Raw genomic sequence first — 24,334 nt, forward strand, 5'->3', positions numbered from 1 at the left:
AGCGCGCCGGCTTCAGCCGCGGGCGCGCCCGCTTTTGAGCACAAGAATGTTGCCGGCGATAACCAAGCCCAGGCCAAGCAGGGCCGCGGCCCCCCAGACGAAGCCTTCCAGCACAGTTGAGACCATGAGGGCGACGACGGGAAACAGGACGGTGGCATAGCCGGCGCGCGCCGAGCCGATCCGCCCGATCAGGGTGAGATAGCAGGCGAAAGCGACGACCGAGGCGAAGATCGCAAGATAGACCAGGCTGCCGAGGTAGGGCAGGGCCATCGGCACCGCGAAAGACACGCCGCGAACGGCCGCGAAGAGGCCCAGAAACAGCGCGCCATAAGCCATCCCCCAGGCGCTTGCGGATACGACGGAAATGCCGGCCTTCTGGTTCGACGCCGACACCATGCTGCCAAGCGAAAACGACAGCGTTCCGGCCAGGCACAGGCCGAGGCCCGCGAGAGCGCCCGCGTCGATGCCGGCGTCGTCCGCGCCACCGGTGCCGGCGATCTGGGGCCAGAACAGCAGCGCGACGCCGGCGACGCCCAGGAACCCGCCGACGAGCACGCGCCGGCTGATGCGCTGGCCGAACACCAGAAATCCGAGCAGCAGGTTGAACACCGAGGTCAGCGAAAACACCACGGCCAGCAAGCCCGACGGGACATGCTGGCCGCCGTAGTAGAACAGCGTGAAATTGGTGGAGAAGATGAAAAGGCCAAGCCCGGCGAAACGCGGATGATAGCGCCACGAAAACCGAAGCGGCGCGCGACGCGCCATCGCCCAGCCCATCATGATCGCGGCTGCCAGCACGAAGCGCCAGAACACCGAGACTTCCGGTGCAACGCTGCCGAGCTGAAACTTCAGCGCATACCAGGACATCCCCCAGACCAGCACGGTGGTCGCATAGAGCGCGGCGTCGGCCGGCGAAAACGAGGGGTCGCCGCCGAGAGGGGCGGCGGGAGCGAGCGATGTCATGGGCGTGGGCCTGTCGAAGGATTTTGGATCGGTGTCCGTGCGGAACGCAATGATGCCCGATTGCGGCGGCGTCCACCAATCAGGATATGTGGCGAGATTGATGAGCGGCGTTGATATCCGCGAGCCTCACGGGAGGCGAGCTTCATTTCACACTGTCGTGCCAGTCCGGTGGTTTGTCGGGATCCAGCGTCGCCTGCCAAACGGCGAATACGCTTGAGGGCATTTGCACCACGCCCGCAGGTCTAGGTGTCTTCAGGAAATCCGGGCCGGAATTCAAAAAGTCCTTCCTCGACAAGGAAGGCGCGCCATTGGTCGGCCATGGCTTCGAACAATTCGATGGCTTTAAACCGCTTGTCGCCTACCGTGACATAGGTGAGCACACTTGCGTTCGTCACCAACGGCTCGTGGGTTTCTTTTTCCGGCTGCGACCATGTGAAGATCACCGTGCTTCCAGTCCAGAGGTCGGGTTTTAAATCCGTGCGAACCTCGCGATGCTTCCCGCTGTTTGCAAGCATGTGGCAAAATTCCAGAGCAGGAAGACGATCCTTCTGCATGTCTTTGAAACGCGCCTCCACCGTCAGCCCGTTTTTCCTCGATGGGCCGCAACGCTTGAAGCCGGACAGTCGCTCATAGGAGGCATCGTCAACGCAATGAAGCGTCCAATCCACAAGATGCCATGCGTCTATGGAACAGTCGAACGCGGCATATCTGGAATCAGCGGATGACCGTGCCGATCGCAATCGCTCGATATCGAAAAGCAGTTTCTCGTATAGGTCGGTCGGTTCTCTCAGGCCGAAGGTCTTCGTTCGATCTTGTTGCGCGCTCATGGATCGACCCCTTGCTCCAGACCTTTTTCATTCTGCCGATGCGACGTCAATTATGGAGCTTTGGGCGCTTTTATCCGCTGCCTAACGGCGAGAGCGAGTTTAATCGGCGCTCTGGTGCCAGCCGAGCGGATAGCCGGCCGAAAGGACCCCGATCACCGCAGCCGGTGTCAGCACCTCGACCGGCGTTGCGGCGTCAAGCTCGGGTGCCGGGCGATACCCGGCGAAATCCCATGCAATCAGCCCGCCGTTCCGCTTGGCGAAAAAGCCGCTTTTCGCGCGCACCATCGTGCCGTCGGGACAGGTTCGCAGGATGTCGTTAAGCGCGGTGACGGGCAGGGATGTTGTCGCGGAGACGGCGCGCTGGGCATGTAGCGCGCTGTCCATCGCATCGGCGCCCGGCGGGCGCTCCAGACCGCAGGTCTCTTGCCAGGCGGCCTGAAACGCCCGCGCGTCGGCACGCCGACACTCGAAACAGGGGCGGTGGCCGGCGCAAAGCGCCGTCACTTCGTCCAGAAAGAACAGCTCCGTATAGCCGACGCCCATCACGTTACGCTGCCGGTGGTTGAAACACAGCACACAGGCGATCCACCGTCGTGACGTCCAGCGCGCGCGACCGAGCCGGCCGCTTGCGGGATCGTGCAGCCGCCCGCCGCGATTGCCCATCAGCGTGCCGCGCGCGGCCACGCCGTGCAGCGTTCCGTCCGGTGCCACGCGGTTTTGAAGGGGCGAGGGGCGGGCGGGCATTTCGTTCAGGGGACGTGCCGGCCGGCAGGCCGCTCGAGCCTATCCAAGCCGCCAGTCCTCGATACTCTCGCCCTTTTCGCGCATGTCGTCGAGCCGGGCGTTGGCGTAGCGCTGGAAACCTTCCTGGCTGTAGGTGCCGCTGCGCACCCACTCGAAGAAATGGTAGAAATAGAAGGGCGGAAGATAGCCCTGGATCCGGGTGGCTTCCGCCTCGCGACCGGATTTTCCGGCAACCGCCTCCGGGTCGTTGGGAAAGAACACCAGCGTCGGCGTGAAGTTCACCAGCCACTTGCGCCCCAGGGCGCGTTCCTCCATCGCCTCGCCGTCGAAGTCTGTGACCTCGCGCGATCCGAACAGATCGAGCTGGATGATGGCGAAGTTCTCCTTCAGATACGGGAGATAGTCCTCCCGCTCCAGGTTCACCTCATGGGTCTTGCGGCAGTAGGGGCAGCCGGCCTGCTCGAACATCACCACGAGATGCTTGCCGGCCTCATGGGCCTCTGCCAGGTCGTCGCCAAGGTCCAGAAAACTCTCGACGAACCAGTCCTGATTGTAGAGGCCGTCGTCGCCAAGCGTGGCCGCGCCCGCCGGGCGCAGGCCCGCGCCAAGCGTCAGCGCGGCGCCCGTGGTCAGCACCCCTGTTCCGAATTGCCTGCGTGTGATCATCGTTTCCTCCCCGACGCATTCCATGAAACGAATGTATCAGTTTGTTCGCGCCTTGGCATCCACGGGAAAGATCATCGCTCTTCGGGAAAGAGAGGCAGGGTTTCCGGTTCATCCGTGGCGGACCCGTCCTCCTGCGCCGGCCGGTCGGACGGGAACGCGGTGTCCGCGCTGTCGTGGTACGGGGCGGGGTCGTCGGCGGCCGCGGCTGCGGCTGCGGCTGCCGCATCCGCGGCCGCCGTCTCTTCCAGTTGGCGGCCAAGTGTCTCGATGTCCTGCCAGACCTTGACGGCCAGTTGATCGCGCGCGCCCTGTGCCATGAGCACTGCACGTGCCTGCGTGCCGGCGCCGCAGGCGGCAAGTGCCGTGCCGAGCGCATTGGCCGCCGCCTTGCTCTTCGGCGCCAGATCCCAGGCCGCGCAGGCATGATTGAGCGCGGCGGCGAGATTCCCGGAGCGGCGGTGCGCGTTCGACAGGTTGATCGAACAGTTCGCGTCGCCGGGATCGAGCGCCTGTGCCGCGGAGAAGGCGTCGATCGCGCCGGGCCAGTCCTCGCGCGCCTGCAGGATGGTGCCGAGCAGCGCCAGAGGCACCGGGTCTTTCGGGCGTACCTGGGCCGCCTGGCGTGCATAATCTTCCGCTTCGTCGAATCGGCTTTGGCGAAACAGGATTGTGGCAAGTCCGGACAGCGCCGGCGCATAGCCGGGGTCGAGTCGCAGGGCCTGGCGGTACTGTGCGATTGCCGCCGCAACCTGGCCGATCGGGCCTTGTGCATCGGCATCCAGCGTCAGCGCGGCGGCGGAGGTGGGCAGTGCCTGCAGCAGCCGGCGGGTCAGCGGCGCCGCCTCGCGTGGTTCGTCGAGACGCAGCAGAATCGTTGCCAGTCCGTAGAGCGCGTTGCGGTTGTCGGGTTCGCCCTCCAGCACGGCGACGAAGGCGTCGCGCGCCGGCTCCAGGCGGTCGAGCAGCAGGAGGGCGTTGCCGAGGTTGGCGCGTGCGGCGAGGTGACCGGGGCAGCTGAACACCACCTGACGCAGCAGCGTGACCGCCTCGTCCAGATCGCCGCGCCGAAGCAAGGCGGTTCCGGCCCGGTAGCGCGCCTCATGCGCTTGCGGCTCGCGGTTGACGATGTCGAGATAGACCCGCAATGCACCGTCCAGGTCACCGGCGCTTTCGCGCGCCATCGCGTCGTTGAGCGCGCGGGCGAGGCTGGCTGCGGCGGGATCGTCGGAAGATGGCGGAAGGGAAGACGACATGGCCGGCGAGGCTCCTTGGCTGCGTGACGAGACGCAGGTTGCGCGTTTTGAAACGCGGCGCCGGCAGGCGCCGCCGCGCATGGGCAAAACGTTATGACGAAGGGTAGGGGTGTGTGTCGTCCCGGTCAAAGGAGATGGACAAAACGGCACGCCCGCAGACGGGTTATCCGCAGCCTTCGGGCGACAATGCGGCACTATGAGGGTCCGGACGCAGATTTCGGTTCAAAACTGCGAAGTCTTTGGGTAGAAGCGGCGCATGACCGACCAAGTGCTCATCATCGACTTCGGCTCCCAGGTGACCCAGCTGATCGCGCGCCGCGTGCGCGAGGCCGGCGTCTACTCGGAAATCGTCCCCTTTCAGTCCGCGGAGGCCGCCTTTCGCGAAATGCGTCCCAGCGCGGTGATCCTCTCCGGAGGGCCCGCGAGCGTCACCGACGCCACGACGCCACGCGCGCCGCAGGTGGTGTTCGATGCGGGCATCCCCGTGCTCGGCATCTGCTACGGCGAACAGACGATGGTCTCGCAGCTCGGCGGCGGTGTCGAGGGATCCGACCACCGCGAGTTCGGCCGCGCCTATGTCGATGTGGTTGACGAGTGCCCCCTGTTCGAGGGCGTCTGGACCAAAGGCTCGCGCCATCAGGTGTGGATGAGCCATGGCGACCGCGTGACGGCCCTGCCCGACGGCTTCCGGGTCGTTGCGGTCTCCGACGGTGCCCCCTTCGCGGCGATCGCTGACGAGGCACGTCAGTTCTATGCCGTGCAGTTCCATCCCGAGGTCGTGCATACGCCGGATGGCGCGAAGCTGCTCTCCAATTTCGTGCACAAGATCGCCGGACTTGCCGGCGACTGGACGATGGCGGCATTCCGCGAGGACGCCAAGGCGCGCATCCGCGCGCAGGTCGGTGACGGGCGCGTGATCTGCGGCCTGTCCGGCGGCGTCGACAGCGCGGTTGCCGCCGTCCTGATCCACGAGGCGATCGGCGACCAGCTGACCTGCATCTTCGTCGATCACGGCCTGATGCGCCTGAACGAGGCGGAGCAGGTGGTGACGCTGTTTCGCGAGCATTACAACATCCCGCTCGTCCATGTGGATGCTGCCGACACCTTCCTCGACGCGCTCGAGGGGGAGACGGACCCGGAGAAGAAGCGCAAGACCATCGGGCGGCTCTTCATCGAGGTGTTCGAGGCCGAGGCAAAGAAGGTCGGCGGCGCCGATTTCCTCGCCCAAGGCACGCTTTATCCCGACGTGATCGAAAGCGTCTCCTTCACCGGCGGCCCGTCGGTCACCATCAAGTCGCACCACAATGTCGGCGGGCTGCCGGAGCGCATGAACATGCAGCTCGTGGAGCCGCTGCGCGAGCTGTTCAAGGACGAGGTGCGCGTGCTCGGACGCGAGCTCGGCCTGCCCGAGGCCTTTGTCGGCCGTCATCCCTTCCCCGGGCCGGGGCTTGCCATCCGTTGTCCCGGCGGCGTGACGCGCGAGAAGATGGACATCCTGCGCCAGGCGGATGCGATCTATCTCGACGAAATCGCCAAGGCCGGCCTCTACGACGCCATCTGGCAGGCTTTCGCCGTGCTGCTGCCGGTGCAGACCGTCGGCGTGATGGGCGACGGACGCACCTACGAGTTCGTCTGCGCGCTGCGGGCGGTGACTTCCGTCGACGGCATGACGGCGGATTTCTACCATTTCGACATGGACTTCCTCGGCCGCGCCGCGACCCGCATCATCAACGAGGTGCGCGGCATCAACCGCGTGGTCTATGACGTGACGTCGAAGCCGCCGGGCACCATCGAGTGGGAGTGATCCCGGAGCGCCGGAGATGTCCGGCAGCTATCGGAATATCTCTCAAGTCACTGATATAGTAAAAAATCTGGCGCCCATTCGCCCGCTATCGTCCTGAAGAGAAGTGAGCCGACGGATCGGCTGACGGGCCGAGCTAGTCTTGCCACATTCGCACTTCGGGCATGCCGTCAACCCCAGAGGCCCGGTTGGTGGGAGTTTTTCTGGTATATCACGTTGATAACGCTGGAAAAATGAGGGGGGTGGAGGCGCCGCACCTGCCGATCTCGCGCTGGCCCGTGCGCGCGAGAAATGCATCGACGCTTGATGAACGGTTGGCGAGGGCCTTTTTCCCGCGCAGGAGAAGCGGCGCCTGAAAGAGGCGAAAAGCTTCGGAAAGTTCGGCGCGCGCAGGTTTCAGAATGCGCCGAAGCGCATGTCGAGCGCAACGGCACCTTCAGCATGATCGCCTCGGCGACCCGGATGCCTCGGGATCGCCGGCGCAGCCGAGGCACCGTCGAGCTTCTTTTCGCCAACCATCTGGCCACCGTTGAAAGCCGGGTTGAAAATTTCGACGCATCGCGCGTCAACCCGCCTTGCCCGGAATCGCGATGTGGGTCTCCTGCTCGAGCGAGACGATCCCCGTCGGGGTGATCTGGTGCTTCGCCCAGATGCCCGTGACGGGGATCCCCTCCATCCGGAGCCGCGCGGGGATGGCGGGAAAGGCCGGGTCCCCTACGCCACCTTGAACGGGTTGCTCCAGGCTCGGAGGCCGGCGCGGTCGCCGATCACCAGCCGCGCCCAGCCGCCGGCGAACCGGTCGAGCGGCAGCCGCGCATGGGTGACACCGTCGCCCATGACGACCGCCGTGCGTGCCCCTTGCCCGATCAGCCAGACACTGTCGACCGGGCTCGTCTCGACGCTCAGCCCGTCGCCCTCGAAGTCGACGTGATGGATCTGCGGCCCCTGCGAGGCGTAGTAGGCGCCGGCCTTCAGCGCTGCCAGGATCGCTTCAGGCGTGTTTTCGGTTGCCTTGACCATCACCCAGCCGCGGCACGTCTCGCCCTGGTAGCGGTGCGCGTCGTCGGTCGCCAGTGCGCCGAGCGGCTGCCCGCGGTCGACGAGCTGATCGAGCAGATAGTCGCCAGCCCCGCGCCCCGTCTCCCAGTCGCACATCGAGTTGAACACCTCGACCGCGTGCACCGGCGGCAGCGCCGTCGCGTCCTCGACGGTCAGGCCGTACCAGCCGGGATGGGCGAGCGTAACGAAGGCGCCGGCGTCGAGCGCGCGTCGGGCGAGCTGCGCGGCCGTCTCGTCGTCGCCGGGCTGTGCGAAGTCGAGCGGCAGGCCGTTGGCCAGCAGGTGCCACGTCTCGCCGTTGGCCAGCTGCGGCGCGTGCAGCTCGGCGCCGATCAGCGTCGTGAAGCCGTCGTCGCGATAGGCTGTCGTGTCCACCAGCGGAAAGCCGAAGCGCTCCATGAAATGGTCGGTCAGGCTGATGAAGTCGTAGCCGGCACGGCGGTAGAAGGCGCACACGCGCTCTGGCGTCGGATCGCCGTCCGAGCGCGAGGAGTGGCAGTGCAGGTTGCCGCGCAGGAAGCTGCCGGGCGAGGTGAAGGCGTTGAGCATGGTGAGCTGTCTTTCCAGAAGGGGGGCGGGTGAAGCGGCGGCCGTTGCGCTCTGCGCAAAGCCGCTGGAGCGGTGGCGCGAAGCCGGCCACGCGCTGCGGTGGCCGTCAGATCGGCGCTAGTGTTGGTGATGATGCCAGACGGGTTGACCGGCGGTCGCCGCCGGCTGGCCGGCGACCAGCGTCTGCAGGGACACCGGCGGGTCGCCGGCGCGCTGCGCCGGCATCGGGCACAGATGCCCGTCGCGGTAGACGGCGAAGCGGCGCGGCCGCAGCGCGACCCGCATCCCGGCCATCCAGCCGGCGTCAGGCTCGGCGGTCGCCTTGAGGCGCTGGCCGTCGATCGTCTCGAGATCGATCGCCAGGTGGGCGCCGAAGTCGGTCACCCGCAGCACGCGCGCGCCGCTCTCGTCGGTGGCGGCGGCGAGGCCGAGATCCTCCGGCCGCAACGCCAGCCGTGCCGGGCCATCGGCGAGCGCCACCGGCAGTGCCATGTCGGCGGCGAACAGCCGCCCGCCCTCGACCCGCGCGTCGATCAGGTTCATCTGGCCAATGAAGCCGGCGACGAACTCGGTGCGCGGCTGCCGGTAGACGACCTCCGGGCGATCGACCTGCTCCAGCCGTCCCTCGCGCATCACCGCGATGCGGTCGGCCAGCGCCAGCGCCTCGTCCTGGCCGTGCGTGACGAACACCATGGTGATGCCGGCGCGACGCTGGATTTCGCGCACCTCCTCGCGCAGCCGCTCGCGCAGATGCTGGTCGAGGCTCGCGAAAGGTTCGTCGAGCAGCAGGATCTTCGGCTCCAGCACCAGCGAGCGCGCCAGCGCGACGCGCTGCTGCTGGCCGCCGGAAAGCTGCGTGGGGCGACGTTCGCCGAAACCGGCCAGCCCGACCATGTCGAGCGCCGCCTCGGTGCGCCGGCGCACCTCCGCGCGCGGCAGCCGCCGCAGCTTCAGCCCGAAGGCGACGTTGGCGAAGACATTCATGTGCGTCCAAAGCGCGTGGCTCTGGAACACCATGCCGGTCGGCCGCCGCTCCGGTGCCAGGCGGGTAACGTCGTCGCCGTCGATAAGCACGGCGCCGGCGCTCGGCGGCTCGAAGCCGCCGAGCATGCGCAGCACCGTTGACTTGCCCGAGCCGGACGGCCCGAGCAGGCACAGCAGCTCGCCGTCGCCGACCGCCAGCGACACGTCGTCGACAGCGCGTGTGGGGCCGAAGCGGCGGCCCAGATTCCGGGTTTCAAGCGTGGCCATCGTTTTCACTCCGGTTTGTCAGGCGCCCAGCGCGCGGCCCAATGCCTGGGCGCCGAGGAAGCGGCGGGCGGCGATGAGCAGCAGGAACGAGGGAACCCACATGGCGAGGGAGAGGATCGCGCCGTACTGGACGACGAGCTCGGAATTGATGAAGCGGATCATAAGCAGCGGCACGGTGCGCACCTCCGGCGCGCCGATCAGCCAGGCGACCTCGGTCTCGTAGAAGGTGTTGACGAAGGTCAGGAGCACCGCCGCCGAGATCGCCGGCAGCGCCTGCGGCAGCGTCACCGACCAGAACACGCGCAGCGGCGAGGCGCCGAGGTCGCGTGCCGCCTCCTCCTGACGCCGGTCGACGTTCTGGAACGCCGTCACCGGGATCCACACCATGAACATCAGCGTCGATACGAGCTGGATGAGCACGACGCCCCAGAAGTTGCCGATCAGGCCGAGGCCGATGAAGATCGCGGCGATCGTGATGTAGAGGCCGAATTTGGGGAACGCGTAGACGGTCAGGAACGACATGAAGAACAGGTTGCGCCCCGGAAAATTCATCCGCGCGAAGGCGTAGGACGCCGGCAGGCAGATCACCACAGACAGCGCCGTGACGATGGCGGCCAGCGACAGCGACGTCGACATCGCCTCGCGGACGTCGCCGCGCGCCAGCATGTCGCCCCAGAAGCGCAGGCCGAACTTCTGCGGGATGACAGCGGGATAGCGCCACACCTCGGTGAACGCCCAGACCGCCACGTTGATGAGCGGCAGCAGGATCGCCACCGACAGCGCCGTGGCGATCAGCGGCCCTTTCCAGTCCAGCCGGCGGGGGAGGCCCAGACGCGCGATCATGACGTCTGCTCGCGCCGGCTGCGCGCCACCGAGCGCACGTAGAACAGGGCGAAAACGGCGCACAGCGCGAAGGTCACCACCGCCTGGGTGCGCGCTTGCACGGGATCGTCGACCTCGATGATCGTGCGCCGCATGAACGGGCCCATCATCTCCGGCGCCGCCGGGCCGAGCAGGTAGGGCAGCGTGAAGGCGGAGAACAGGCCGAGAATAACGAAGGAGGCGGCGACCAGCAGCGTGCCGCGGATGCGCGGCAGGATGATGTGCCACAGGATGGTCAGCGAGCCGGCACCGACATCGCGCGCTGCCTCGATCGAAGCCCGCGAGACGTTGGCCAGGCCCGCCAGCACGATCAGCAGCGTCAGCGGCAGGTTGTCCCAAACCAGCCCGATGATCGGCCCCCACGGCGTCAGATAGGGGGTCGGCATTTTCGGCAGGCCGGCGGCGACCAGAAGCGTGTCGACCGTGCCGTTGGGGCCGAGCGTGCGGATCAGCGCATAGGCCAGGAGGATGGACGGCACGAACAGCGGAAACAGCGCCAGCGCCTGGATGTAGCCAGCCAGCCGCGTCTCCGAGAAGCGCAGATAGAGCGCGATCGGGAGGCTGATGACGAGCAGCAGCACCGTGCAGATCGCGGCCACCCGGATCGTCAACCACAGATTGCGCAGGCTGAACCCGTCGGTGAAGAAGAAGCGGTAGGCCTCCAGGCTGAACTCCAGCCCCTGCGGCCCGTGCACGGTCAGCGTGTCGAAGACGGACAGCGCCACCGGCCAGATGATGAGCCCCAGAACCAGCGCCACGGGCGCGGCGACGAGGAGGAGGCCGATCGGCCTCCTCCCGCCGGCGCCGCGCGCTTTCGCGCCGGCGCCGATCGGTGTCGCGTCAACGCTCGACATGTGGCGCCACGCTGCGGAACCAGCCGTCGCTGATGGCCGAGACCCACGGGCCGCCCGGGAAGGTCGGGATCGAGGCGGGCTGCAGCGCGGCGTACTTGTTGGCCAGCTCGGCCGGCAGATGCTCCCAGGCGACCGCCGGGAAGGCGCCGATCTCGGTGACCACCTTCTCCTGGATCGGCGCCGACAGCACGATGTCGGCCAGCTTCAGCGTCGCGTCGAGATTGCCGGCGTTGGTCGGCACCGTCATGTCGGCGAAGCCGCCGGCGAAGGCGAGGTCCTGGAGCTGCGCGAAGGCGATGGTCTCGGGCAGCACGCCCTTGTTGACGGCGTTGAGCGCCATGTCCGACCACACCGGCGCCATCGTCACCACGCCCTGCGCCAGCATCTGGATCGACTGCATGTTGTCAGCCGTGTAGGAGCCCGGACCGTAGGTGTAGGGCGCGATATCCTTGAGCAGCTCGAAGCCCTGGGCGAGCATCGCGTCGCTCTCGCCCTCGACATAGTTGTCGATCTGGAACAGTGACGGGTCGCGGCCGTTGGCCTCGTGGATGGCGCGGCGCACGAAGTTGCCGCCCGAGCCGCCGGTGTCGGGCCGGTTGTAGACGAACTCACCGGGATTGGCCTTCATCCAGGCGACCAGCTCGTCCCAAGTGGTCGGCACGTCGGCCGGGTCGAGCTTGCTGGTGTCATAGGCGAGCACCACCTGCGTCCCGCGATAGGGCAGACCGTAGTCGGTCTCCAGCGTCACCGGGTTGATCTTGTCGTAGTTGACCAGCCCCGCCTCGGTGAAGTCGACCCAAAGGCCCTTCTCGATCGCGCCAGCCGGCAGGTTGGGGTCGTTCTCGTCGAAGATGTCGACCTGCGGGTCGGTCTCGGTGCCCAGCGCGGCCATCGTGCGCTCGACGATCGGCGCGATGTTGTTGCGCGCGCTGACGACGTTCAGCGTGTATTCGGGATGCGCGTCCTCGTAGACCGGCTTGATGACGTTGTTCCAGAAGTTGATGATGTTGGAATCGCCGGTGATGTAGACGTCGATGCGGTCGGCATCGGCCAGCGCTGCACCCGGCGCGGCCATCAGCGCGGCGATCGCGAAAGTGCAACTCAGAAGCTGTCTGCGGTTCATTTCACTCTCCGGTTTTCGCACAGCGAAAGCCGTCCTCCGGCGCATCGGCGCCGGATGCCGCTCACTGTTGCGATGTCTCACTTGCTTCGCAGCCATTCGGCGATGGAAGGGGATCGACGTCCCGGCATTTGGGTAGAGGTGTATTGTGTAACGCGTATGACATCTGTAGGTACAGATCGAGATGCATTCGACAGACCGGCGCCGCCGGTCGACGGGAGGACGACAGGGCCAATGGCATCGCAGTGGCAAGCTCTTTACCGCAGCCTGAAATCGGACATCGACGCCGGCCGGCTCGCCGCCGGTGCGCGGCTGCCGTCGGAAAACGAGCTGTCGCAGCGCCACGGTGTCAGCCGCAACACGGTGCGGCGCGCCTTCCTCGCCCTGTCGCAGGACGGCTCGATCCGAAGCGTCAACGGCAGCGGCAGCTTCGTCATGCCGACCGGCGTCACCTACGAGATCGATGCCCTGTCGCGCCTGAGAACGGCACTCGACGAGCACGGCGTCGAAAGCGATTCGCGGCTCGTCGACAGCGCGGTGGCGCCGGCCGACGCCGCACTGGCCGCCCGGCTCGGCGTCGAGCCGGGCCATGCGGTGCTGTCGCACACCGCCGTCATCCTCGGCGACGGCGTGCCGTTCCTGTTGACGACGCGCTACTTCCCCGCCGACCTGATGGAGGCTTTCCACGCCCGGCTCCTGCGCACCGGTTCCTTCACCGTATTGCTCGCCGAGGCCGGTCTCGGCGCGCTACACCGCACCGCGACGACGGTCGGCGCGCGCTTGCCGGACGCGCGCGAAGCAGCCCTGCTCGAATGCCCGAGCAATGCGCCGCTGCTCGACGTCACCGCGACCGGCGCGCTGGCCGGCGGCCGGGTGGTGGAATGGCAGCAGGCGGTGATGAACAGCCGCCTCATCAAGCTGTCCTTCGCCAACCGCTGAGGTGCGCCGCGCGCTCGACCTTGTCCGGCATGGCGGGGCCGCATAAAGCGATGCCGGGTCGTCGATCCAGGCTTGCGCTTCTGCGAGGGCCACGTCCGGCTCGATCGCCGCTTCGGAGCGTCTGCGGTGCTCGGCTTCGAGTTCAACCAAGGCCGTCGGACCCTTGGGCGTCCAACCGCCCCAGACCGCCTTGTTCCAGCGCGCCTTGAGCGAAACCGCGCACCAGGCGCGGCACGTCGCCGCTGAACAGATATTGCCCGCCAAAGGCGGCCTGGACCGGCGTCCGTTCCGTGGGCCATGGCAGGGCAGGGGCCGGTACATCGTTCCGGCCCTCACGAAGGGGGGTGCGATCAGCTTTTCGGCGGCAAAGAACGGCGCGAAACCGCCATGGAGCATTGTCACGGCGGCGTTGGAAGGTGTCGCGCCGGCCCGCCACCGCACACCGCGCACCCCGCCATCGCATACCGTGCACAAGGTCATTGGCCGGATCGTCCGATGGCGCTGGGCTTGCAAAGAAAAAGCGATCGCCGCAGCCGAGGCCCGCCTCAGAGCATTCCGAAAATCGCCATGCCCATCAGTCTAGTGGTGTGCCCCAGCCACCGCCATTGCCGGTTTGCACGAGAATCCGGTCGCCGGGACGAACCACGACGCCGCTGGCGAACGAATAGTCCTCGCGCACTCCATCCGCCCGCACGAGCGAAAGTCCGTTGGTGCCGCCGTGGCCACCGCCATTCGATCCCCAGACCGGCATCCGGTTCCGGCTGTAGCCCGCGGACAGCACAGCCCTGGCACGCAGCTTGTAGCTGACGGAAACGCCGCGCCCGCCCGAGTGCCTGCCCTTGCCCTCGCCGCTGTCATTCAGCTTCTTGTATCCCACGTCGAGGCCGTAACGTGCCTCGCAGATTTCGATCGGACAATTGAAGGTCTCGCCGTGGCTGCAGGAATACATGGCGTCCAGCCCGTCCCGTTCGGCGGTCGCCCCCCAGCCACCCATTTGCGGCTCCACCATGGTGAAACGGCGTCCCGTATCGGGGTGATTGCCGGCAATCACCGTGCCGCAGATCGAGGCGAAATGGCCGGCGGGCAGGCGCTCGGGCAAGGCCTTCGCCATACAGCGCCAGAGCATGTCGTAAAGGCGGATGCGCGTTTCAAAATAATAGCCGTGCGGCGCGGCGCCCTCCGCGTGGAAGATCGTTCCCGGTTCGGTGATCACCTCCAGCGGCCGGAAGGATCCGGCATTGGCAAAGAGTGTTGGGTCGGCCAGTGCCTTGAAGATCATCTGGGCCGAGATGATCGCCCCGTCGCGGCTGGTGTTGTAGGGGGCCGCCCGCTGCCCGGGGTTGCCCCGCAGATCGACAAGGAACTTCTCGGGCGAAACCGTGATGATGGCCTTCCAGAGCGCTCCGTCATCCTGCTCTTCCTCGATGCTGTAGCTGCCCTCCGGCAGGGCCGCGAGCCCGGCAAGCCCACGCCGCTCGCCTTCGGCGAAGAGATCGTCCAGCGCCGAACGGCACGTGCCAAGTCCGTAGCTTTCGACCAGCTGGCGGATGCGCGCATCCGCCTTGCGGCTGGCCGCCACCTGCGCCCAAAGATCGCCGCGCACGAAATCCGGCAAGCGTGAGTTGGCGGCAATGATCTCGAAGACCGATCGCACCTCTTCCCCGCCATCGAACAGCCGTACCGCCGGCAGGCGCAATCCCTCCTGGTAGATCTCGGTCACGTCGACGGCCATGGAGCCGGGCGTCTGGCCGCCGATATCGTTCCAGTGGGCGATGGAGGCCGTCCATGCGAACAGTTCGCCGTCCGCGAACACCGGCTGCGCGATCACCACGTCATTGAGATGGGTGACGCCTCCGAAATAGGGATCGTTGGTGACGAACATGTCGCCGTCGCGGATGTTGTCGAAGCCGGTCAGCTCGACGATGCGCTTGACCGCCTTGTCGAGCACGCCCACGAAGGTGGGAATGCCGGCTCCCGAACTCACCAGTTCGCCGCGGGCGTCGGTGATGCCCGTGCCCACATCCAGAACCTCATAGATGATCGGGCTCATGGCCGTGCGCTGGAGGACGGCGAACATCTCGTCCGCCGCCGCCGTCAGGCTCGCCTGGATCACCGAGGCTGTGATGGGATCGATCGCTTGCCTCGCCATGATCTAGACCTCGACCACGTGCACATCGCGCGGCAGCGAAGAGAGGATCTCCGGGCCGCCCGCCCGCAGGATCACGATTTCCTCCAGCCGGATGCCGAAGCGCCCGGGAAGATAGATCCCGGGCTCGATCGAGAACACCATTCCCTCCTCAAGAACGGTTTCGGAGGCGGCGGTGATATAGGGCGGCTCATGCCCGTCGATACCAAGGCCGTGGCCGGTGCGGTGGACGAAATACTCGCCGTATCCGGCATCGGAAATCACCTTGCGCGCCGCGGCGTCCACTTCTTTGGCCTTCACGCCCGGACGGGCGGCCTCCATGGCGGCGCGGACGGCATTTTCCACAATGGCATGGACCTGATCGTAGCCTTCGGGCGGGTGACCGACCACCGCCATGCGGGTGATATCGCTCGGGAAGCCCTGTTTGCGCGCCCCGATATCGATCACCACCGCATCGCCGTCCTGAAGCTTGCGGTCACCGGTCTGGTGATGCGGGAATGCCCCGTTGCCTGCACTGCCGACAATGGTGAACTGCGTCACCGCGCCTGCGGAAGAAAAATGCGCGCGGATGACGCCCGCCACGTCTTTCTCCGCCATGCCGGGTTTGATTGCCGCAAATGCCTTTTGCATGGCCTCATCGGCTATTCCCGCGTTCATCTTGATGAGACTGTATTCGCCCTCATCCTTGCGCATGCGCAGCGCACCGACCGTCTCGGCAGTGAAGGCATGGCGCGGCTGGGGCAGCGCGCCCAGCAGGAGAAGCGCGAAATCGGCGCGCATCGTCTCGTCGAGCACCACGGATCTGGCACCGTCGGCCGAGATGGCCGAAAGCGCTGTCGCCAGCGCCGTCTCGGGGCCTTCGTCATCGCTCCAGCAATGGAAGGAAATGTCCGTGTCCTCACGCGTGCCATCTGCATTGAGGATCGGCATCAGAAAGGTTTCGCCCGCCCGGGACACGAGGAGCAGGCAGGGCCGCTCGTCGGGATGCGGGTGGAAGCCCAGAAGCCACTGCATATGAGCTCCCGGGCCCAGCGCCACCAGGTCGGTCCCTGTTTCCCGCATTTTCTGTTTCAGGCGCTCAAGGCGCTTGGCAACATCGGCCATATTCTCTTTTCCTGTAGCTATGGGCTCACGCAGCGCTTCCGGTCGGATCATTGGCCTCGACCACGATCCGGCGACCGAAGGCGTCGCCCTCGTCAAATCCGCCAATGCGAGCGATTTCAGCTTCGGGTGGCGCCTCGCACGACCAGCGCCGGCTGAGGACCCACCCGCATTGTTTCCTGAGGATGGCCGCGTATTCGGCCCTCGTCCGGAGGCAGGGAGGCAATGTGCACCTCCGTGCCCGGCAATTTGCGGTCGCGCGCCATATGGGCAAAGATTTCGTCATGCCCGTGCGAGGCCGCAACCGGGCTGAAATTCATCACCTTCAACGGTTCCACGGCCAACTCCTCCTCCTTGATCGGACTCAGCCCGCAAAACCGTAAATCTCGCGCGCCCGCTCCGCGGTCACATAGCCGTTGCGGATATCGTCGCGGATGGCTTCGGGATCGCGCGCCTTCGGGTCGCCATAGCCGCCTCCGGTGCCGGTGCGGATGGAGATGACGTCATCCTTGTTGACGGTCAGGCCTGAAACGAAAGCATAGCTCTCGCTGGTTCCGTTGCGGCGCAGCACCTCCACATGGTTGGGCGACCCTTCCTTGCCGCCATCAAGCGCCCAGGGCAGCACCTTGGCGCGGGTGTAGCCGGCCGTCAGGAAGGAGCCATCGACGCGGATGCGGTAATCCAGACGAATGCCATGCCCGCCCGACCACTGGCCCTCGCCACCGCCGGGGATATTCAATTCCATCCGGTCGACGATCAGCCCGTTGCGCGCTTCCGAGATTTCGGCGGGGCAGTTGTAGGTCTCGCCGTGAAAGCCGGAGAAGATGGCGCTGTTGCCATCGCGGCCCCTGCTTGCACCCCAACCGCCAATCTGCGGTTCGATGATCGTGTAATGGCGGCCGGTATCGGGGTGAATGCCCCCGATGAAGGTTCCGCAGATCGACGAGAAGTGCCCCGAAGCAAGGCGGTCCGGCACCTGCTGGGCAAGGCAGCGCCACAGGAGATCGTAAACGCGGACCTCGGTCTCGAAGTAAAAGCCGATGGCCGAAGGCTCGCGGGCGTGAAACACCGAGCCTTCGCGCGTCAAGAGCCTGATCGGGCGGAACGAGCCGTCATTGCAGGGCGAATAGGGATCGGTCAGCGATTTGAAGATCATTTGCGCGCAGACCATCACCCCGTCACGGCTGGTGTTGGTCGGCCCTTCATCCTGATCGGGATTGTCGCGCAAATCGACCAGAAACTCGGTCTCGGAAATGGTGATCTTCACGTTGTAGACGCGGCCGTCATCCTGCTCTTCGGAAAGCTCGAACGTGCCATGCGGCAGCTTTCCCAGCTCCCGCAGGGAAACCTTCTCGCCGAAATCCATGAAGGCATCGACGGCTTCCTCGAAGGTCGCGACCCCGTATTTCTCCGCCGTTTCGCGCAGCCGCGATTCGCCGATGCGCACAGAGGCAATGGCCGCCCACACATCGCCTTCCAGAAAGTCGGGCATGCGCGAATTGGCCTTCATGATGTCGAAGACCGGCTTGATGGGCTTGCCTTTGGAGACGATCTTGATGGCCGGCAGGCGCAGGCCTTCCTGATAGATCTCCGTCGCATCTGCCGAGAGCGATCCGGGCGACTTGCCGCCAATATCGGAATTGTGGGCGATGTTGGCCGTCCAGGCGATGATCTTGCCACCGGCAAAGACCGGCATGGCCACGACGATGTCGTTGAGATGCGTCACGCCGCCGTAATAGGGGTCGTTGGTGGTGAAAACGTCGCCGGGCTCGATCTCGCCCGGCTTGTCGAACTTCTCCACGATGACCTGAACGGCCTTGTCGAGAACGCCGATAAAGGCCGGGATGCCCGCGCCGGAACTGGCAAGGCGTCCTTTGGCATTCATGATGCCGGTTCCCATGTCGAGAACCTCGTAGATGATCGAGCTCATCGCCGTCTTGCGCATCGCCGCGAACATCTCATCGGCGGTCGCCTGCAGCGAATTCTGGATGATCTCCAGAGTGATGGGGTCTGTGGTGTTGTTGCTCATGTCCCCTGCCTCACGCCTTCAGATGGATGTGGAGATTGCCGTAGCCGTCCACCTCGACCCGGTTGCCCGGATGAATAACGGTGGTGGTGCCGGGGTCCTCGACCACGGCCGGGCCGCTGAATGTCATGCCGGCTTCCAGCTTGGTGCCGTCATAGATATCCGCCTCATGGACACCTTCGAGGGCATAGTCCACGCTGCGCTGCCCCTTGAGGGCCACCTGCACATCGGTGCCGGTGGGCTCGCTTCTGGCCATGGTCAGCTTGCCGACCTCGGCAGAGGCGACGAGATGAATGCCCACCATCTCCACCGGCGCGTCGAGCCGGTAGGTGTATTCGCGCTCATAGGTTTCATGGAAGGCGGCTTCGATGGCGGCCAGCCGCTCATCGGTGACGACGCCATCCTCCAGAAGGACCTCCGTCGTGTGCTCCTGGTTCTGGTAGCGGAACTTGCCATAGCGCAGGAACTTGACCTGGTCGGCATCGATGCCTTCGCGGTCGAACTGCGCGCGCGCCCGATCCTCGGTTTCGGCAAAGACGGTTTCGAGCCCCTTCGCTGCGCCCGGCTTCAAATCGGCCAGACGGGTCACGAAGTAGTCCCGCCGCAGGTCCGACATCATCATGCCCCAGGCGGAGAACACGGCCGCTGCCGCCGGCACCACCACCTTCTTGACCCCCAGCTCGGCGGCCAGTGCCACCGCATGCATCGCGCCGCCGCCGCCGAAGGCGACCAGTGTGAAATCGCGCGGATCGTGGCCGCGATTGAGCGAGACCAGCTTCAGCGCATTGACCATATTGTTGTTGGCGATCCGGATAATGCCGCGCGCCGCCTCGGCTGCATCGACACCGAGCTTTTCGCCAACGGCAGTGATCGCCGTCTCGGTCGAGGCCATGTCGGCCTCCACTTCGCCGCCGCAGAAATAGTCGTGGTTGATGCGGCCGAGCCAGAGATTGGCATCGGTCGTGGTGGCGCTGGTTCCACCACGGCCATAGGCCGCCGGTCCTGGCGCAGCACCGGCCGATTGCGGGCCCACATGCAGCTTGCCGAAATCGTCCACCCAGGCGATCGACCCGCCGCCATTGCCGATCTCCACGAGATCGACCACCGGCACCATGATCGGATAGCCCGCCGTGGTGCGTTCGCGCTCGATCCAGTAGTCGGTCATGATCTTGACCTGACCGTCCTCGATCAGCGAGCACTTCGCGGTGGTGCCACCAATATCGAGGGCCAGCACATTGGGTTCGCCGATCAGCTTGCCCAGTTCCGCCGCGCCCCAGAAGCCGGAAGCCGGTCCCGATTCCACCATGGTGATGGGAACCTGCGTGACCACATCGAGCGACTCCACACCGCAATTGGACTGCATGATGTAGAGATTGCGGTCAAAGCCCTTGTCCTTCAGCCCGCCGGCGAGGCGCGACAGATAGCGCTCGGCGATCGGCTGGACATAGGCCGACAACACCGCGGTGTTGGTGCGCTCATATTCGCGCCACTCGCGGGTGATCTGGTGCGACGCAACAGCCGAGACGTCCGGCCAGAGCGTCTTCACCTCGGCAAGAACCGCCTGTTCATGTTGTGGATTCGCATAGGAATGCAGGAAGGAAATGGCGACGGCTTCAACGCCATCGGCCCTGAAGTCGTCAAGGATCGCCTGAAGCCCCGAAAGGTCCAGCGGGGTCATTTCCTCACCGCGGTAGCTCATGCGGCCCGGCAGCTCACGCCGCAGGTAACGCGGCACGAATGGTTCCGGTTTCTTGTAATGCAGGTTGAAGAAATCCGGGCGGTTGCCGCGCGCGATCTCCAGCGTATCGCGAAACCCCTCGGTGGTGATGAGCCCCACCTTCACGCCCTTGCGCTCGGTCAGCGCATTGATGACGACGGTGGTGCCATGAGCGAGGAAGTCCACGGATGACGGGTCGAGCCCGGCCTTGTCCAGAACGTTGAGCACACCCTGCTCGAAATTGGGCGGCGTCGTATCGGACTTTGCCGTGATGACGCGCGCAACACCGTTTGCATCGGTTTCGAAGGCAACCAGGTCGGTGAATGTGCCGCCCACATCGGTTGCCACGCGGATTGTCTTGTCGGCCATTACGCCACCTCCTCTTGCTCAAACCGTTCGCGCAGCATGAAACAGACCGCGCCCGGCAGTTTCAGCGTCTCTGCCGCCGCCACCTTTTCTGGCGTATAGAAACCCGCCTCATGCAGGCAGTTGATGCTGCCCACCACATTGCCGGCCAGCTCGACCGGGATGTTGATCACCGACTCGCAGCCCAGCGACCGGATCAGGTCATGGTCGAAAAAGACCTCGGCAATGCTCTCGATGTCATTGGCCACGAACATGCGCCGTTCCTTCAGGACCTGGCGCGCCCAATCCGTCTCGTTGACGGGCTTGGTGCCGGAAACCGGATAGGCTTCGGGCATGTTGGAGTAGAAGCGCGACGACACGCCCGCCCGGAAATCGAAGCTCATCAGCGTGAACAACTTCACGCCGATTACCTGCCGCGTGAGATGATAGAGCGCGTCGAACGCGGTCGCGGGCTGGTTGTCGGCAGCGGCAAGCGCGCGTTCGAAAGACGCGTAGTCGGGCATTTCCGTCATGACGGTTCCTTTGTGAGGCTGTTTTTCAGCTCATGTTCCTCGCGGGTGATCACCGGCACCGCACCGATCAGCCCGCGCGTGTAGGGGTGTTGCGGCCGGGTGAAGATGGTCTCCACCTCGTCGAGTTCGACCATGCGGCCCTTCTCGAAGACGGCCACCCGGTCGGCAATGTTGCGCACCACGGCGAGGTCGTGCGTGATGAAGAGATAGGTGAGCTTTCGCTTCTGCTTGAGCTCGGAAAGAAGCTTCAGGATCCGGGCCTGCACCAGGACATCGAGCGCCGAGGTGGGCTCATCCAGAACAACCAGATCGGACTCGCAGGCAAGCGCCCGGGCAATCGCCACACGCTGCCGCTGACCGCCGGACAGGGCCGCCGGCGAGCGCGACCGCAACTCGGCGGGAAGGCCCACCTCTTCCAGAAGCGTGCCGGTGCAATCCCAACGGCCGCGTTTCTCTCCAATGTCATGAACGTCCAGCGGCAGGCGCAACGATGCGCCGATGGTGCGCTTGGGGTTGAGCGACGAAAGCGGGTTCTGCTGCACGAGCTGAATGGCCCGGCGATGTTTTGCCAGTCGCCGCGCCGGCAAGACTTCACCGCGATAGGTGACGGTGCCGGTGGTCGGCGGGTAGATGCCCAGCGTCATGTTGGCGATGGTCGATTTTCCCGAGCCGGATTCGCCGACGATGGCGAGGCATTCGCCTTCCATGACGTCGAAGGAGATGCCTTCCACCGCACGCACCTCGCGGTCGCCCACATGGAAGATCTTGGAAATGTCCCTGAGGGAAAGAAGCGGAGCCGTCATCGTGCACCTCCCGGCTCGCCGCAGCTCTCGTGAACGATCAGCGGCTCGTGAAACCGCTCCGATGCTTCTTCGATATCCGGAATTCCCCCGCCGGTGATGCGCGGAATGGCGCGCATCAGGGCCTGGGTGTAGGGGTGTTGCGGATTGTCGAAAAGGTCGTCGGTGCGCGCCTGTTCCACCAGCCGGCCCTTGTAGATGACATAGACCCGGTCGGCGAATTCCCGCACCACACCGAGATTGTGCGAGATGAACAGCACCGAGGTGCCATGGCGTGTCACCACATCGCGCATCAGTTTCAGGGTCTGCGCCTGGACGGTCACGTCGAGCGCCGTGCCCGGCTCATCCGCGATCAGAAGCGAGGGCTCGTTGGCCAGCGCCATGGCGATCATCACCCGCTGGTTCATGCCACCCGATAGCTGGAACGGGTAGCTGGCGAGAACCCGCGCGGGGTCCGGGATAAGCACTTCATCGAGAAGCGCCGTGGCCCTCTCCATGGCCTGCGTCTTCCCGATGCCGGGCGCGCTGCGTCTCAAGACCTCATGAAACTGCGCGCCGACCGTATAGACGGGATTGAGGGAAGAGGTCGGGTCCTGAAAAATCATCGACATGCGCGTACCGCGCAGCGCGTGACGCTCGCTCTGCGACAGCTTCTCAAGGTCTCGCCCCTCGAACTGAAGCAGACCGTCGACACGCGTGCCGCGCGCCATCTGCAGGAGCCCGATGATCAGCCGCGCGGTGACCGATTTTCCGGATCCGGACTCCCCGACAAGCGCGACGCGCTCCCCCTTGGCGATATGCAGCGATATGCCATGCAGCACATCGATGATGCCGGTATAGGTGCGAAAGCTCAGATGCAGGTCGCGGATCAGAAGGGTTGGCTCACTCATTCGTCGACCCCCAGTATTTCGCGCAGCGCATCGCCGAGAAGGTTGAAACCGAACACTGCCACCAGGATCGCAAGGCCCGGGAAGACGGTGAGCCACCAGGAATCCGGCAGATACTTGGCTCCCTCCGCCACCATCGAGCCGAGATCGGGTGTCGGCGGCTGGACGCCAAGGCCAAGGAAGGAAAGTGACGAGGCGATCAGGATCACAAAGCCGAGATCGAGCGTCATCTTGGTCAGGATGGCCGGCACGCAGTTGGGCAGGATTTCGCGGAACATGATGTGCAGACGCGACGACCCGATCACCTCTGCCGCCAGCACATAGCCTTCTTCGCGTTCGCCGCGCGCCAGATTGTAGACAAGCCGCGTGTACCAGGGCCACCACATGGCCGTCACGGCGAGCATGCCATTGAAGAGCGTCGGTTCCAGCAGCCCCATGATCGACATGGCCAGCACCAGCGGCGGGATCGACAGGAAGACATCCGTCACCCGCATCAGGATCGATTCCGTCCAGCCTCCGAGGTAGCCGGCGGCAAGCCCGATGGTGACCCCGACGGGAACGGCCACCGCCAGCACCACCACGCCGAGGAAGAGCGAGATCCGGTAGGCGTAGAGGATGCGGCTGAACAGGTCCCGGCCGACAAGATCGGTCCCGAACAGATAGGGCCAGCCGGGCGCCTTGTTGAAGTTGGCGAAATCCACCACCGCGCCGCGATGGTCGGGAAACGGCGCAATGACATCGGCAAAGACGGCCGCCAGAACGACGAGCGTGATGAGGAGGACGCCGAGCGCGGAGAGCGGATTGCGCAGAAGGATCGCGAGCGTACGGGTCATGTGGACCTCTGCGACAGGCGGATGCGCGGATTTATGATGGCGATCAGGATATCCACGATGATGTTGACGATCAGGAACATGGCCGAGATGACCAGCACCGTTCCCACAATGGCATTCAGGTCCTTGCGCAGGATCACGGCCACGCCGTAGCGCGACAGGCCCGGCCAGGCGAAAACCGCCTCCACCAGAAAGGCATTGCCAAGCATGGCCGCGAAATCGAGGCCGATAATGGTGAGCGACGGGATGAGCGAAGGCCGGAAGGCGTAGCGCCGCGCGATCTTGCGTTCAGGAAACCCGTAGGAGCGGGCCATCTCGATATAGGGCCGGCCATATGTCTCGACCATATTGGCGCGCGTCAGCCGCGCGGCCTGTCCGATACCGGAAAGCGCAAGGGCAAAGGCCGGCAGCACCAGATGCGACAGCGCATTGGCGAAGGCCGCAATGTTCCCCGCCGCCAGCGTATCCACCAGCAGGAAGCCGGTGACGCTGGGGATGGCGTAGGAATCCGAAATGCGCCCGGCAACCGGAAAGAGCGGGAGGAAATAGGCGAAGAGCAGCATCAGGATCACCGCCCACACGAAACTCGGTGCCGAGACACCGAGGATCGAGATCACCCGCACCGTGCCGTCGATCCAGCTGTTGCGGTAGCGTGCCGACAGGATGCCCAGCGGCAGGCCGATCAGGATCATCATTGTCCCGGCCAGCAGCACCAGTTCCAATGTTGCCGGCAGGAATTGCGCGATGTCGGCGGTCACCGGACGGTTCGTATAGAGCGATACGCCGAGATCACCGCGTGCGAGATCGGCGAGGAAGTAGCCGTATTGAAGCGGCAGCGGCTCATTGAGATGCAGCTTCTCGCGCAGCACCTCCACCTGCTCGGGGGACGCGCTCGGGCCCAGCGCGATGCGCGCCGGATCGCCCGGAATGATCCGGGCGATGGTGAAGATGAGCATGGAGACCCCGATCAAAACGATCAAAGAAATCCCCAGCCGCTTCAGGATGAGGCGGGTTACAGACGACATTGCGTCACCATTTGCT

At 65.3% G+C, this 24,334-nt stretch carries 22 protein-coding genes; 2 read left to right on the forward strand and 20 right to left on the reverse strand.

Features of this window, described 5'->3' with window-relative positions; all coding sequences use genetic code 11:
• Positions 1-12 precede the first annotated feature (12 nt).
• The 5 genes from G572_RS23460 to G572_RS23475 form a co-directional block, all read right to left on the reverse strand.
• Positions 13-963 carry a DMT family transporter gene (locus G572_RS23460; RefSeq protein ID WP_037546528.1) on the reverse strand — a complete coding sequence of 317 codons (951 nt, stop codon included), beginning with the start codon at positions 961-963 and terminating at the stop codon, positions 13-15.
• A 242-nt stretch (positions 964-1,205) separates the two neighbouring features.
• On the reverse strand, positions 1,206-1,790 hold the full coding sequence (locus G572_RS23465) for a hypothetical protein (protein ID WP_029058509.1): 585 nt from the start codon (positions 1,788-1,790) through the stop codon (positions 1,206-1,208).
• A 99-nt stretch (positions 1,791-1,889) separates the two neighbouring features.
• On the reverse strand, positions 1,890-2,501 hold the full coding sequence (locus G572_RS0110910; protein WP_051242184.1) for a hypothetical protein: 612 nt from the start codon (positions 2,499-2,501) through the stop codon (positions 1,890-1,892).
• A gap of 72 nt (positions 2,502-2,573) precedes the next feature.
• Entirely contained in the window at positions 2,574-3,200 is a 627-nt protein-coding gene (locus G572_RS23470) for a thioredoxin family protein (protein ID WP_169391308.1), read from the reverse strand.
• 71 nt (positions 3,201-3,271) lie between these two features.
• Positions 3,272-4,453, reverse strand: a complete 1,182-nt coding sequence (locus G572_RS23475) for a tetratricopeptide repeat protein (protein WP_169391309.1) — start codon at positions 4,451-4,453, stop codon at positions 3,272-3,274.
• Positions 4,454-4,709: 256 nt separating this feature from the next.
• On the opposite strand from G572_RS23475, the gene guaA reads away from it, so the two are divergent.
• Positions 4,710-6,257, forward strand: a complete 1,548-nt coding sequence (gene guaA, locus G572_RS0110925; RefSeq protein WP_029058511.1) for a glutamine-hydrolyzing GMP synthase — start codon at positions 4,710-4,712, stop codon at positions 6,255-6,257.
• A gap of 711 nt (positions 6,258-6,968) precedes the next feature.
• Here the strand turns inward: guaA and G572_RS0110940 are convergent.
• The 5 genes from G572_RS0110940 to G572_RS0110960 all read right to left on the reverse strand — a co-directional run bounded on the left by G572_RS0110940 (position 6,969) and on the right by G572_RS0110960 (position 11,972).
• Positions 6,969-7,862 (reverse strand): CehA/McbA family metallohydrolase, encoded by an 894-nt coding sequence (locus tag G572_RS0110940; protein ID WP_029058512.1) that lies wholly within the window; start codon positions 7,860-7,862, stop codon positions 6,969-6,971.
• A gap of 117 nt (positions 7,863-7,979) precedes the next feature.
• Positions 7,980-9,113: an ABC transporter ATP-binding protein gene (locus tag G572_RS23480; RefSeq protein ID WP_084650065.1), complete on the reverse strand. Its 1,134-nt coding sequence runs from the start codon at positions 9,111-9,113 to the stop codon at positions 7,980-7,982.
• A gap of 18 nt (positions 9,114-9,131) precedes the next feature.
• A complete protein-coding gene (locus tag G572_RS0110950; protein ID WP_029058513.1) occupies positions 9,132-9,956 on the reverse strand; it encodes an ABC transporter permease in 825 nt (274 codons plus the stop codon).
• Entirely contained in the window at positions 9,953-10,849 is an 897-nt protein-coding gene (locus G572_RS0110955) for an ABC transporter permease (RefSeq protein ID WP_037546533.1), read from the reverse strand. Before G572_RS0110955 ends, G572_RS0110950 begins: the two co-directional genes overlap by 4 nt.
• The gene (locus tag G572_RS0110960) at positions 10,836-11,972 is read right to left on the reverse strand and encodes an extracellular solute-binding protein (RefSeq protein ID WP_029058515.1); all 1,137 of its coding nucleotides are present in this window, start codon (positions 11,970-11,972) and stop codon (positions 10,836-10,838) included. Before G572_RS0110960 ends, G572_RS0110955 begins: the two co-directional genes overlap by 14 nt.
• 231 nt (positions 11,973-12,203) lie before the next feature.
• Between G572_RS0110960 and G572_RS0110965 the strand changes: the two genes are divergently transcribed.
• Positions 12,204-12,908 (forward strand): GntR family transcriptional regulator, encoded by a 705-nt coding sequence (locus G572_RS0110965; protein WP_029058516.1) that lies wholly within the window; start codon positions 12,204-12,206, stop codon positions 12,906-12,908.
• A gap of 574 nt (positions 12,909-13,482) precedes the next feature.
• On the opposite strand, the gene G572_RS23485 is transcribed toward G572_RS0110965, so the two are convergent.
• From G572_RS23485 to G572_RS0111015, 10 genes are all read right to left on the reverse strand, one after another.
• Positions 13,483-15,057 carry a hydantoinase B/oxoprolinase family protein gene (locus G572_RS23485; RefSeq protein ID WP_051242190.1) on the reverse strand — a complete coding sequence of 525 codons (1,575 nt, stop codon included), beginning with the start codon at positions 15,055-15,057 and terminating at the stop codon, positions 13,483-13,485.
• 3 nt (positions 15,058-15,060) lie between these two features.
• Positions 15,061-16,158 carry a M24 family metallopeptidase gene (locus G572_RS0110975; protein WP_037546535.1) on the reverse strand — a complete coding sequence of 366 codons (1,098 nt, stop codon included), beginning with the start codon at positions 16,156-16,158 and terminating at the stop codon, positions 15,061-15,063.
• Between the two features lie 116 nt (positions 16,159-16,274).
• Entirely contained in the window at positions 16,275-16,499 is a 225-nt protein-coding gene (locus G572_RS0110980) for a hypothetical protein (RefSeq protein ID WP_029058518.1), read from the reverse strand.
• A 20-nt stretch (positions 16,500-16,519) separates the two neighbouring features.
• On the reverse strand, positions 16,520-18,184 hold the full coding sequence (locus G572_RS0110985) for a hydantoinase B/oxoprolinase family protein (protein WP_029058519.1): 1,665 nt from the start codon (positions 18,182-18,184) through the stop codon (positions 16,520-16,522).
• 10 nt (positions 18,185-18,194) lie between these two features.
• Positions 18,195-20,267, reverse strand: coding sequence for a hydantoinase/oxoprolinase family protein (locus tag G572_RS0110990; protein WP_029058520.1), 2,073 nt, complete (start codon positions 20,265-20,267; stop codon positions 18,195-18,197).
• Positions 20,267-20,776, reverse strand: coding sequence for a GAF domain-containing protein (locus tag G572_RS0110995; RefSeq protein ID WP_051242191.1), 510 nt, complete (start codon positions 20,774-20,776; stop codon positions 20,267-20,269). The genes G572_RS0110990 and G572_RS0110995 overlap by 1 nt, the downstream gene beginning before the upstream one ends.
• Positions 20,773-21,579, reverse strand: a complete 807-nt coding sequence (locus G572_RS0111000) for an ABC transporter ATP-binding protein (protein WP_029058522.1) — start codon at positions 21,577-21,579, stop codon at positions 20,773-20,775. The genes G572_RS0110995 and G572_RS0111000 overlap by 4 nt, the downstream gene beginning before the upstream one ends.
• Positions 21,576-22,466 carry an ABC transporter ATP-binding protein gene (locus tag G572_RS0111005; protein ID WP_029058523.1) on the reverse strand — a complete coding sequence of 297 codons (891 nt, stop codon included), beginning with the start codon at positions 22,464-22,466 and terminating at the stop codon, positions 21,576-21,578. Before G572_RS0111005 ends, G572_RS0111000 begins: the two co-directional genes overlap by 4 nt.
• Positions 22,463-23,296 (reverse strand): ABC transporter permease, encoded by an 834-nt coding sequence (locus G572_RS0111010; protein WP_029058524.1) that lies wholly within the window; start codon positions 23,294-23,296, stop codon positions 22,463-22,465. Before G572_RS0111010 ends, G572_RS0111005 begins: the two co-directional genes overlap by 4 nt.
• A complete protein-coding gene (locus tag G572_RS0111015; RefSeq protein WP_029058525.1) occupies positions 23,293-24,318 on the reverse strand; it encodes an ABC transporter permease in 1,026 nt (341 codons plus the stop codon). The genes G572_RS0111010 and G572_RS0111015 overlap by 4 nt, the downstream gene beginning before the upstream one ends.
• Positions 24,319-24,334: the final 16 nt, after the last annotated feature.

The organism is Stappia stellulata DSM 5886, from assembly GCF_000423705.1.
In the GTDB taxonomy this organism is placed as follows: domain Bacteria; phylum Pseudomonadota; class Alphaproteobacteria; order Rhizobiales; family Stappiaceae; genus Stappia; species Stappia stellulata.

Excerpts from the sequence above, each read along its gene's own strand:
- G572_RS0110940 (WP_029058512.1), bottom strand. The coding sequence starts at position 7,862 with ATGCTCAACGCCTTCACCTCGCCCGGCAGCTTCCTGCGCGGCAACCTG.
- G572_RS0110950 (WP_029058513.1), bottom strand. The coding sequence starts at position 9,956 with ATGATCGCGCGTCTGGGCCTCCCCCGCCGGCTGGACTGGAAAGGGCCG.
- G572_RS23480 (WP_084650065.1), bottom strand. The coding sequence starts at position 9,113 with ATGGCCACGCTTGAAACCCGGAATCTGGGCCGCCGCTTCGGCCCCACA.
- G572_RS23465 (WP_029058509.1), bottom strand. The coding sequence starts at position 1,790 with ATGAGCGCGCAACAAGATCGAACGAAGACCTTCGGCCTGAGAGAACCG.
- G572_RS0110995 (WP_051242191.1), bottom strand. The coding sequence starts at position 20,776 with ATGACGGAAATGCCCGACTACGCGTCTTTCGAACGCGCGCTTGCCGCT.
- G572_RS0110955 (WP_037546533.1), bottom strand. The coding sequence starts at position 10,849 with ATGTCGAGCGTTGACGCGACACCGATCGGCGCCGGCGCGAAAGCGCGC.
- G572_RS0111015 (WP_029058525.1), bottom strand. The coding sequence starts at position 24,318 with ATGTCGTCTGTAACCCGCCTCATCCTGAAGCGGCTGGGGATTTCTTTG.
- G572_RS0111010 (WP_029058524.1), bottom strand. The coding sequence starts at position 23,296 with ATGACCCGTACGCTCGCGATCCTTCTGCGCAATCCGCTCTCCGCGCTC.
- G572_RS0110975 (WP_037546535.1), bottom strand. The coding sequence starts at position 16,158 with ATGGCCGATGTTGCCAAGCGCCTTGAGCGCCTGAAACAGAAAATGCGG.
- G572_RS23460 (WP_037546528.1), bottom strand. The coding sequence starts at position 963 with ATGACATCGCTCGCTCCCGCCGCCCCTCTCGGCGGCGACCCCTCGTTT.
- G572_RS23470 (WP_169391308.1), bottom strand. The coding sequence starts at position 3,200 with ATGATCACACGCAGGCAATTCGGAACAGGGGTGCTGACCACGGGCGCC.
- G572_RS0111005 (WP_029058523.1), bottom strand. The coding sequence starts at position 22,466 with ATGAGTGAGCCAACCCTTCTGATCCGCGACCTGCATCTGAGCTTTCGC.
- G572_RS0110985 (WP_029058519.1), bottom strand. The coding sequence starts at position 18,184 with ATGAGCAACAACACCACAGACCCCATCACTCTGGAGATCATCCAGAAT.
- G572_RS23485 (WP_051242190.1), bottom strand. The coding sequence starts at position 15,057 with ATGGCGAGGCAAGCGATCGATCCCATCACAGCCTCGGTGATCCAGGCG.
- G572_RS0110990 (WP_029058520.1), bottom strand. The coding sequence starts at position 20,267 with ATGGCCGACAAGACAATCCGCGTGGCAACCGATGTGGGCGGCACATTC.
- guaA (WP_029058511.1), top strand. The coding sequence starts at position 4,710 with ATGACCGACCAAGTGCTCATCATCGACTTCGGCTCCCAGGTGACCCAG.
- G572_RS0110960 (WP_029058515.1), bottom strand. The coding sequence starts at position 11,972 with ATGAACCGCAGACAGCTTCTGAGTTGCACTTTCGCGATCGCCGCGCTG.
- G572_RS0110965 (WP_029058516.1), top strand. The coding sequence starts at position 12,204 with ATGGCATCGCAGTGGCAAGCTCTTTACCGCAGCCTGAAATCGGACATC.
- G572_RS0111000 (WP_029058522.1), bottom strand. The coding sequence starts at position 21,579 with ATGACGGCTCCGCTTCTTTCCCTCAGGGACATTTCCAAGATCTTCCAT.
- G572_RS23475 (WP_169391309.1), bottom strand. The coding sequence starts at position 4,453 with ATGTCGTCTTCCCTTCCGCCATCTTCCGACGATCCCGCCGCAGCCAGC.